The organism is Cellulomonas sp. IC4_254 (genome assembly GCF_011603975.1).
Lineage (GTDB): Bacteria > Actinomycetota > Actinomycetes > Actinomycetales > Cellulomonadaceae > Cellulomonas.
This window is the reverse complement of the sequence record NZ_JAANNB010000157.1, coordinates 1-9,327: the sequence shown is the minus strand read 5'-3', so window position 1 is coordinate 9,327 and position 9,327 is coordinate 1. Positions and strand designations below refer to the sequence as shown.

9 protein-coding genes are annotated in these 9,327 nt (G+C 77.5%); 4 read left to right on the top strand and 5 right to left on the bottom strand.

Features of this window, described 5'->3' with window-relative positions; all coding sequences use genetic code 11:
- The coding region (locus tag G6556_RS14285; protein ID WP_346774913.1) for a UvrD-helicase domain-containing protein at positions 1-1,127 on the bottom strand (1,127 nt) is incomplete at its 3' end.
- A 144-nt stretch (positions 1,128-1,271) separates the two neighbouring features.
- Here G6556_RS14285 and G6556_RS14280 point away from each other — a divergent pair.
- Positions 1,272-2,009, top strand: a complete 738-nt coding sequence (locus tag G6556_RS14280; RefSeq protein WP_166942685.1) for a TetR/AcrR family transcriptional regulator — start codon at positions 1,272-1,274, stop codon at positions 2,007-2,009.
- A gap of 42 nt (positions 2,010-2,051) precedes the next feature.
- A complete protein-coding gene (locus G6556_RS14275) occupies positions 2,052-2,276 on the top strand; it encodes a DUF3107 domain-containing protein (protein WP_166942683.1) in 225 nt (74 codons plus the stop codon).
- 87 nt (positions 2,277-2,363) lie between these two features.
- Here G6556_RS14275 and G6556_RS14270 read toward each other — a convergent pair whose 3' ends face one another.
- A complete protein-coding gene (locus tag G6556_RS14270) occupies positions 2,364-3,134 on the bottom strand; it encodes a ferritin-like fold-containing protein (RefSeq protein WP_166942681.1) in 771 nt (256 codons plus the stop codon).
- 143 nt (positions 3,135-3,277) lie between these two features.
- On the opposite strand from G6556_RS14270, the gene G6556_RS14265 reads away from it, so the two are divergent.
- Together G6556_RS14265 and G6556_RS14260 are read left to right on the top strand one after the other, a co-directional pair.
- On the top strand, positions 3,278-4,576 hold the full coding sequence (locus G6556_RS14265) for an MFS transporter (RefSeq protein WP_166942678.1): 1,299 nt from the start codon (positions 3,278-3,280) through the stop codon (positions 4,574-4,576).
- 351 nt (positions 4,577-4,927) lie between these two features.
- Complete coding sequence (locus tag G6556_RS14260) at positions 4,928-6,622, top strand: DEAD/DEAH box helicase (RefSeq protein WP_346774914.1); 1,695 nt, start codon at positions 4,928-4,930, stop codon at positions 6,620-6,622.
- Between the two features lie 150 nt (positions 6,623-6,772).
- On the opposite strand, the gene G6556_RS14255 is transcribed toward G6556_RS14260, so the two are convergent.
- The 3 genes from G6556_RS14255 to G6556_RS14245 all read right to left on the bottom strand — a co-directional run bounded on the left by G6556_RS14255 (position 6,773) and on the right by G6556_RS14245 (position 9,231).
- Positions 6,773-7,642, bottom strand: a complete 870-nt coding sequence (locus tag G6556_RS14255) for an oxygenase MpaB family protein (protein ID WP_166942672.1) — start codon at positions 7,640-7,642, stop codon at positions 6,773-6,775.
- Between the two features lie 126 nt (positions 7,643-7,768).
- On the bottom strand, positions 7,769-8,392 hold the full coding sequence (locus G6556_RS14250) for a MarC family protein (protein WP_166942669.1): 624 nt from the start codon (positions 8,390-8,392) through the stop codon (positions 7,769-7,771).
- On the bottom strand, positions 8,389-9,231 hold the full coding sequence (locus G6556_RS14245) for a PHP domain-containing protein (protein ID WP_166942666.1): 843 nt from the start codon (positions 9,229-9,231) through the stop codon (positions 8,389-8,391). The genes G6556_RS14250 and G6556_RS14245 overlap by 4 nt, the downstream gene beginning before the upstream one ends.
- Positions 9,232-9,327 lie beyond the last annotated feature (96 nt).

The following is a 9,327-nucleotide window of genomic DNA, read 5'->3' as shown; positions in this document are numbered from 1 at the left end:
AGCGCCCGCCGGTGCGCCGCGCCGCCGACCACCGCGACCCGCTCGGCCACCCGCGCCGCCACCCCGCGCAGCACCGGCCCGTGCCGCCGCACGCCGTCGAGGACGAGCCGGGTCGCCCCGAGCTCGCCCGGCCCGGTCCCGGCGACGTCCGCCCGGCCGACCAGCGCCGGCGTCGCCCCGCGGAACGTCTGCACCGCCGCGTCGGGGTCGGCCAGCAGCAGCAGCCGCGCGCCGTCGTCCTGCAGCACCCGCAGCAGCCGGGCCGTCGCCTCGGTCGCCTCCTGGTAGTCGTCCACCACGACGAGCCGCCAGCGCGGGCGGGGCCCGGGGAGCTCGTCCTCCCAGGTGCGGAGCACCTCGGCCGCCTCCTCGACGACGACGGCCGGGTCGTACCGCGCTCCGGCGTCGGGCGTGCCCGCGCGCAGCGTCGTCACGTCGACGTACTCCTGGTAGAGCGCCGCCGCCGCGACCCACTCGGGCCGGCCGTGCCGCTCGCCGAGCAGCGCGAGGTCCTCGGGCTCGACGCCGCGCTCGGCCGCCCGCATGACCAGGTCGCGGAGCTCGCCGCGGAACGCGCGCAGGGTCAGCGCCTCCTCCGGCACGCCGTCGGGCCAGCGCAGCGGCACGCCCTCGCCCGCGGCGTGGCCGGCGAGCAGCTCGGCGAGCGCCAGGTCCTGCTCGGGCCCGGAGATCAGCGTCGGGGCGGGATCACCCAGCAGCGAGGCGCGCGCCCGGAGCACGGCGAACGCCGCGGCCGCCGGCGTGCGGACCATCGCCTGACCGGTCGTCCGCCGCACCCGGGCGCCGATCCGGTCGCGCAGCTCGGCCGCTGCGCGCCGCCCGGAGGCCAGCACCAGCACCTCGTCCGGCGAGGGCAGGTCCGGCGAGGGGAACAGCCCGTCGTCGTCCGCGCCGAGCGCCGCCGCGACCGCCTCGACGGCGAGCAGCGTCTTGCCGGTGCCCGCCGCGCCCACGACCAGCAGCGCCGGGTCGGCGCCCGCCACCACGCGGTCCACCACGGCCCGCTGGTCCGCGCCCAGGCGGACCGGCGCCGGCACGTCCGCGAGCGCGGGCCGCACGAGGCGCAGCCCGGCCGCGGTGGGCGGGCCGGCGGGGGTCGGGGTCACGGCCCCGATCCCATCACACGCCACCGACACCCCGGGACGCCCGGCGGGCCGCCCGCGACCCGTGCCGGGCGGCCCCGGGGAGCACCGCGCACCCGCGTGCGGACACCCCGCTGAGCACCCCCGGGCCGTCGCTATCATCGCCCGATGGACCAGCCCCCGACCGGCCGAGGACGCCCGGCGCGCATGCCCCGCGCGCTCCGCCGCGCCCAGGTCCTGGCGATCGCGCAGGAGCTGTTCACGTCCGAGGGCTTCCACCACGTCTCGATGGACGACATCGCCGACCGCGCCGAGGTCAGCAAGCCGGTGCTCTACCGGCACTTCCCGTCCAAGCTCGACCTCTACCTCACCGTCGTCGACGCCCGCGGGGACGAGCTGCTGTCCGCCGTCGACGCCGCGGTCGCGATGCACCCGCCCGGCGAGGTCCGCCCGCACGACGCCCGCGCCATCCTCACCGGCGTGGTCCGCGCGTACGTGGACTTCGTCGACGGGGCCGGGGAGTCGTCCGCCCTGCTGTTCGAGTCGGACGTCCGGCACGACCTGGAGGTGCGCGCGCGGGTCGAGCGGGCCACCGAGGCGGTCACCCGCCGGCTGCAGTCCGTCCTCGCGGAGGTCGCCGGCGTGCCGCCCGAGACGGCCGCCCTGCTCGCGCCGTCCGTGGCCGCGACGGCCCAGGCGGCCGCGACCCGCCGGCTGCGGTCGCCCGACGGCAGCTCCGCCCGGGACACGGCCACCCTGGTGGCGCGGCTGGCGTGGGGCGGCGTCGCGGACTTCGTGCCCGGCGGCTCCGAGGACGACGCAGACCGGTCCGTCGAGCCCGACGACCTGTCCACCCAGGGCGAACGCGGCCCGCTCGACGGTCCCGGGGACGTCCGCCCGGCCTAGGATGACCGGGCAGCGACACGACGGACGAGGAGACGACGAAGCGTGGACATCACGATCGGTGTGCAGAACCTGCCCCGCGAGCTGGTGATCGAGTCGGACCAGACGGCCGACGAGGTCACCGCCGCCGTCACCGCGGCCCTGAACGGCAGCCCGGTGCTCGAGCTGACCGACAACCGGGGCCGGCGCGTCATCGTGCCGTCCGCCTCGATCGGCTACGTCGAGATCGGCACGGAGTCGAAGGGCCGCGTCGGCTTCGGCGCGATCTGAGCCGCACCGCAGACGCGACGACGCCCCGCACCGGTCCTCCGGTGCGGGGCGTCGTCGTCGTAGGCCCGGGGTGGCGGGCCAGGCCCGTCAGGCCGTGAGCCCGAGGCGGGACATCCGGCGGGTGTGCTCCGCCGTGAGCTCGCCGAACAGCTTGGCGGGCGCGGCGCCGTCGACCTCGGTCGCGGCGGCCGGGGCCTCCGGGGCCGGCTCGGCGGCCGGCTCCTGCGCGGCGGCGCGGGCCTCCGCCTCCCGGCGGGTGACCAGGCGGCCGAGCGCCGGGTGCGCCGACATCGCCTGCTGCACCACGCCCAGCGCCTCGCCGACCAGGCGGCGGCCCCACAGCGCGAGCCGGGACACCAGCACCTCGTCCTGCGCGCCGGCGGCCTCGAGCTCGCCCACCGCGAGGTTCGCGTGCGCGGCGTCGTCCAGGACCTCGAGCAGCAGCGCGCGCGACCGGTCGTCGACCGCGGACGCCGCGATCCGGCAGAAGTCGTCGGACACGCCGTCGGCCACGTAGGACCGCAGCAGCCGCTCCCACCAGGTGCTGGGCTGGGTGCGCGAGTCGAAGTCCTCGAGCAGCCGGGCGTAGGCGCCGAGGCACTCCTCCGGCTCGCCGCCGAGCTCGACCACGCGGGCGAGCACCCGGTCGCGGCGGTCGACCGCGGCCGCGGCCAGCCGGCTGAGCTCGAGCTGCTGGGCGGTGCTGGGGGCGACGCGGGCGTCCTCGGCGAGCCGGTTGAACGCCACGTGCTGCAGGTGGGCGACGAGCCCGAGCAGCTCGACGGTGTCGGCGGCCTCGGGGGCGTGCTGCGCCGGCGGCTGGGCCTGCGGCTGGGCGTCGTGAGCGACCTCGGTCATCCGCCCAGGGTAGCCCCGCGGGCGCGGACGGCACTCGCCCGGGCCGGGTGCCCGCGTCTAGGATGAGCCCAGCTGAGGGACAACGGACGCGACCTGGAGGCGGGGAGGCGCGTCGCCCGTCTCGTGCACCCGGAGGGTCCCTCGTGTCCGCCCTGAACGCCTACGCGCGTCTGTTCCGCCTGGCCGGCCCGGCCTACGTCCTCGTCGCCTTCCTCGGCCGCCTGCCCATGGCGATGGCCCAGCTCGGCACGCTGCTGCTCGTCTCGACCGCCACCGGCACCTACGGCCTCGGCGGCCTCGCCGCGGGCGCGCTCGCCGTGGCGAACGCCGTCGGCGCGCCGATCGCCGGCGGGCTCGCCGACCGGTTCGGCCAGCGCCCCGTCGTCCTGGTCCAGTCGCTCGCCGGCGCCGCGTCGCTCGCCGCGCTGACCCTGCTGGCGCACCACGGCGCCGGCGGCACCGCGCTCGTCGCCGTCGCCGCCGTCACCGGGTTCGCGCTGCCGCAGGTCGGGCCGCTCGCCCGCGTCCGCTGGCGCCCGATCACCGCGGGCACCGGCCCCGAGCAGCGCCGGCTCGTCGACGCCGCCTTCTCCTACGAGGGCGCCGTCGACGAGGCGTCGTTCGCGATCGGCCCGGCGCTGGTCGGCGTCGTCGCCGTGTGGCTGTCCCCCGCGGGCGCGCTGGTCACCGCCGCCGTGCTGCTGGCCGTGTTCGGCACCGCGTTCGCCCTGCACCCCACCGCCCGGCGCACCGCCACCGGCCCGCACGCCCGGCCCGCCGGCCGGCTGCTGACCCCCGCGTTCGCGGTGCTGGTCGTCGCGCAGGCCGCGGTCGGCGTGCTGTTCGGCGCGACCCAGACCGGCACGACCGTGCTGGCCACCCAGGCCGGCCAGCCGGGTCTCGCGGGCCTCATCCACGCGGTGCTGGGCGTCGGCAGCGCGGCCGCCGGCATCGGCACCGCGTTCATCCCCGCGCGCATCGGGCAGGAGCGGCGCGTGCTGGTCGCCGCGTGCGCGCTCGTCGCGCTGTCCTGGCCGCTGCTGCTGGTCGACTCGCTGCCCGCCCTGACCGCGGCGGTCGCCGTCCTCGGCTTCGCGGTCGCGCCGTACATGATCGGCGTGTTCTCGCTCGGCGAGCGGGTCGTCCCGGCCGGGCGGACCGGCGCCGCCATGACGGCCCTCGCCTCGGCGACCGGTGTCGGCTACGCCCTCGGGTCGAGCGTCGCGGGCCGGCTGGCCGACGCCTCCGGGCACACCGCCGCGTTCGCGGTCACCGTGACGACGACCGTGGTGGCGCTGCTGGTCGCGGCGACGCAGCAGGGCCGGCTCCGCGCCGCGGTCCGTGCGGCGGGCCACGCGCCGGGCGCCGCCGCGGACGACGACGGAGCCCCCGCACGGGACGCCGCGGACGAGCCGAGCGCGACGGCGACCGCCGGCCGCTGACCCGCGCGACGTCGGGGCGTCCGCCCGGGGTCGACCCGCCCGGACGCCCCTCGGCACGCCCTGCGCCGGCCGGATCCCCGCGGTGCGGGCGGCCCTGCGCGTATCATCGGGCGTGTTCATCGGTTGCCCGGTCGTCCCGACCACGGTGCGCCGAGCGAACCGCGGCGCCCCCGGCGCCCGGACCGCTCTCGCTGACTTGCACGATCGGCTGCCGGACCACCTGTGGCGATGCCCGTCGCGGACCCCCTCGCGGGGCGCGACGCGCGGCACGCCACCTTCACGAGTGAAGAGCAGTCCGTGACCTCGACCGAACCCAGCACCACCGACGCCCTCGCGCCCGAGGACGTCGCCGTGGAGACCATCGTCACCCCCACCGCCGCCTCCGTGCAGGCCGCCGACGTGACCTTCGCGGACTTCGACGTCCGCCCGGAGATCGTCCAGGCGCTCGCCGACGCCGGCATCAGCACGCCGTTCCCGATCCAGGCGATGACCCTGCCCGTGGCGCTGTCCGGCCACGACATCATCGGCCAGGCCAAGACCGGTACCGGCAAGACGCTCGGCTTCGGCGTCCCGCTGCTGCACCGCGTCGTCGCGCCGGACGAGGAGGGCTTCGACACCCTGCCCGCGCCGGGCAAGCCGCAGGCCATCGTCATCGTCCCGACCCGCGAGCTCGCGGTGCAGGTCGCCGGCGACCTGGAGACCGCGTCCAAGCGCCGCTCCGTCCGCATCGCCCTGCTGTACGGCGGCCGCGCGTACGAGCCGCAGATCGAGATGCTGCAGCGCGGCGTCGAGGTCGTCGTCGGCACCCCGGGCCGCATGATCGACCTGATGAACCAGGGCCACCTGGACCTGTCCCGCATCAAGTGCGTCGTCCTGGACGAGGCCGACGAGATGCTCGACCTCGGCTTCCTGCCCGACGTCGAGAAGCTGCTGGCCCGCACGCCCGCGTCGCGGCACACCATGCTGTTCTCGGCCACCATGCCGGGCGCCGTCGTCGCGATGGCCCGCCGCTACATGACCCAGCCGACGCACATCCGCGCCAGCGAGCCGGACGACGCCGGCCAGACGGTCAAGAACATCAAGCAGGTCGTCTACCGCGCGCACGCGCTGGACAAGGTCGAGGTGCTCGCCCGCATCCTGCAGGCCGAGGGCCGCGGCCTGACCATCGTGTTCGCCCGCACCAAGCGCACCGCCGCCAAGGTCGCCGACGAGCTCGTCGAGCGCGGCTTCGCCGCCGGCGCGCTGCACGGCGACCTCGGCCAGGGCGCCCGCGAGCAGGCGCTGCGCGCGTTCCGCAACGGCAAGGTCGACGTCCTCGTCGCCACCGACGTCGCCGCGCGCGGCATCGACGTCGACGACGTCACGCACGTCGTCAACTACCAGTGCCCCGAGGACGAGAAGACCTACCTGCACCGCACCGGCCGCACCGGCCGCGCGGGGCACAAGGGCACCGCGGTCACGTTCGTCGACTGGGACGACGTGCCGCGCTGGTCGCTGATCGACAAGGCGCTCGAGCTCGGCTTCCCGGAGCCGCAGGAGACCTACTCCTCGTCGCCGCACCTGTACACCGACCTCGGCATCCCCGAGGGCACCACCGGCCGGCTCCCCCGGTCCAAGCGGACCCGCGAGGGCCTGGACGCCGAGGTGCTCGAGGACCTGGGCGAGACCGGCAAGCGGCACTCGTCGGGCCGGGACTCCGGCTCGCGCGACGGCGGCCGCGGCGGGCGCGACTCCGGCGGGCGCGGCGGCTCCGGCTCCCGCGACGGCGGGCGCGGCGAGGGCCGCGGGCGCTCCGAGGGCGGCGCGCGGTCCGAGGGCGGCGAGGGCGGGCGCTCGCGCAGCCGTCGCCGCGGCGGCTCGGGCGACGCCCCGGCCACGTCGGGCGCGGTCGAGGGGTCGACGGGCCCGGCCGAGTCGACCACCGGCCCCGCCGAGGGTCGCGAGGAGGGCGCCGCCCCGCGCCGGCGCCGCAACCGCCGCCGCACCCGTGGCGGACGCCCGGGCGGCGAGGGCGAGCAGGCCCCCACCGCCCCCGCGGAGGCCTGAGCCTCCGCACGCACCACGACGAGGGCGCCCCGGCACCAGCCGGGGCGCCCTCGCGCGTTCCCCTGCCGCCGAGTTCGGCAGTCCGGTGCCGAGTTCGGCAGCTCGCGGTGCCGAACTCGGACAGGAAGTGCCGAACTCGGCGCTCGGGCGCTACCCGTCCGCCGTCGGCGGGGCCGGGGTGGTCGCGAGGGCCCAGCGGATCAGGCGCGTGATCGCGTGGCCGCCCGCCGGGGCCAGGGTCGCGTCGAGCCACGGCACGTCCGGCAGGCCCAGGGGTGCGCGCGCCGCCCGCGGCAGTCCCGCGATCGCCGCCGCCGCCAGCACGCCGTAGGGCAGCCGGACCGGCACGGGCAGCGGCGGGTCGGCGAGCAGGAACTCCGCCGCCTCCCGCGCGGCGGGCGTGCCGCGCAGCTCCGGGAGGTAGGAGTCGAGCGCGGCGTGCAGCCCGGCGGCCGTCTCGGGCAGGTCCTCCGCCCCGAGCGCCCGGCCGACCCGCGCCGACTGCGCGACGTACGCGTCGCAGCCCGCCGCGTCGAGGGGCCGCGCCCCGTACCGCTGGTGCGCGGTGAGGAACGCGTGCGCCTCGGTGATGTGCACCCAGCTCAGCAGGTGCGGGTCGGAGGCGGCGTAGGGCTCGCCCTCCTCGGTGACGCCGGCGATCCGGTCGTGGATCGCGCGGACGGTCGCGACCGCCTGCTGCGCGTGCTCGGCGGTGCCGAAGGTCGTGACGGCGAGGAACGTGCTGGTGCGCTGCAGCCGGCCCCACGGGTCGCCGCGGTAGCCCGAGTGCGCGGCGACCGCCGCCATCGCGAGCGGGTGCCAGGACTGCAGCAGCAGGGCGGTCAGCCCGCCGACGAACATCGACGCGTCGCCGTGCACCCGCCGGATGGCGTCGTCGGGCCCGAACCAGCGCGGGCCGGGGGTCAGGTGGATGCGGTCGCGCACCTGCGGGCCGCGCGGGCCGGCGACGCGGGCGAACAGCTCGTCGCCGAGCCGACCGCGGAGGGACGGAGTGCTCACGCGCCGATCCTCACCCCGCGGGCCCGCGTCGGCGACCGCGGGCGCCCCGCTTCTCCACCAGATCGTCGCGGTGCCACCCGGCCGGTGGGGTGGCAGCGCGACGATCCGGTGGCGACCAGCGCCGCGCTAGGCCGCCTTGACGAAGGCCGTGACCGCGTCCGCCACCAGCTGGACCGCGATCGCCGCGAGCAGCAGGCCCGCGATGCGGGTGACCAGCGTCGTCCCGGAGTCGCCCAGCAGCCGGTGGATGAACCCGGCGAACCGCATCGCCAGCCAGAGGCACACGTGCACCAGGACGATGCCGACGGCGATCGCCACCCAGTCGGCCACGGTGCCGTCGCTCTGCTGCACGAACACCATGACGGCGACGATCGCGCCCGGGCCGGCGAGCAGCGGCGTCCCGAGCGGCACCAGCGCCACGTTGACCTTCGAGTTCCCGGACGGCTGCGGCTCCTCGGACTTGCCGGTCAGCAGCTCCATCGCGACGAGCAGCAGCAGCAGGCCGCCGGACGCCTGCAGGGCGGGCAGCGAGATGTGCATGTACGACAGCAGGCTCTGGCCGAACACCGCGAACGCGAGCACGACGCCGAACGCCACGAGGATCGCCTGCCGGGCGGCCCGGTTCCGCTGCTGCCGGGTCATGGCGCCGGTCAGCCCGAGGAAGATCGGGACCGTCCCGGGCGGGTCCATGATGACGAACAGCGTGATGAACACCTCCGACAGCAGCCGGAGGTCGAGGACCGCGCTCATCCGCGCACCACCGCCGTGCGGCCTCGGCGCTCGATCTCGGCGAGCACCTCCGGCGCGGTGGTGCTCTCCCCGAGCACGTTGTCCTTCCCGGTGCCGTGGTAGTCGCTCGACCCGGTGACCAGCAGCCCGAGGCGGTCCGCGAGCGCGGTCAGCCGTGCGCGCTGCTCCGGGGTGTGGTCGCGGTGGTGCACCTCGAGCCCGGCGAGGCCCGCCTCCGCCAGCTCCTCGATCGCGGAGTCCGGCACGACCCGGCCGCGGCCGTCGGCGCCGGGGTGCGCGAACACCGGCACCCCGCCCGAGGCCAGGACCGCCTGGACGGCCTCGACCGCCTCCGGCGCGTAGTACGGCACGTAGTACCGGCCGCGCGCGGACAGCAGGTCGGCGAACGCGGCGGTCCGGTCGGCGACGACGCCGAGCGCGACCAGCGCGTCCGCGATGTGCGGCCGCCCCACGACGGTCCCCGGGGACTGCTGCGCCAGCACGTCGTCCCAGGTGATCGGCAGGTCCTCGGACAGCCGCTCGACGATGGCGCGCCCGCGGTGCAGCCGGGCGTCCCGGGTCTGCGCGATCACGTCGGCGAGCGCCGGGTCGGCGGGGTCCTGGAGGTAGGACAGCAGGTGCACGCTGACGCCGCGGGACAGCGCGGACACCTCGGTGCCGGGGACGAGGGCGACGCCGAGCCGGCGGGCGGCGTCGGACGCCTCGGCCCAGCCGGCGGTGGTGTCGTGGTCGGTCAGCGCGACGACGTCGAGGCCGGCCGCGGCGGCCGAGGCGACCAGCTCCCCCGGGGTCTCGGTGCCGTCGGAGACCGACGAGTGGGTGTGGAGGTCGATGCGCACCGCGCAAGGCTACTCACCGGTACCGGCCCCGGGCGCACGGGCCCCGGCCGGGCGCCCGCGCCGCCCGCCGCCGGTGCCAGACTGGGCCCATGGCCA

What these genes read in the sequence shown, in the direction of transcription:
- G6556_RS14280 (WP_166942685.1), top strand. Translation starts at nt 1,272, where the DNA reads ATGGACCAGCCCCCGACCGGCCGAGGACGCCCGGCGCGCATGCCCCGC.
- G6556_RS14270 (WP_166942681.1), bottom strand. Translation starts at nt 3,134, where the DNA reads ATGACCGAGGTCGCTCACGACGCCCAGCCGCAGGCCCAGCCGCCGGCG.
- G6556_RS14250 (WP_166942669.1), bottom strand. Translation starts at nt 8,392, where the DNA reads ATGAGCGCGGTCCTCGACCTCCGGCTGCTGTCGGAGGTGTTCATCACG.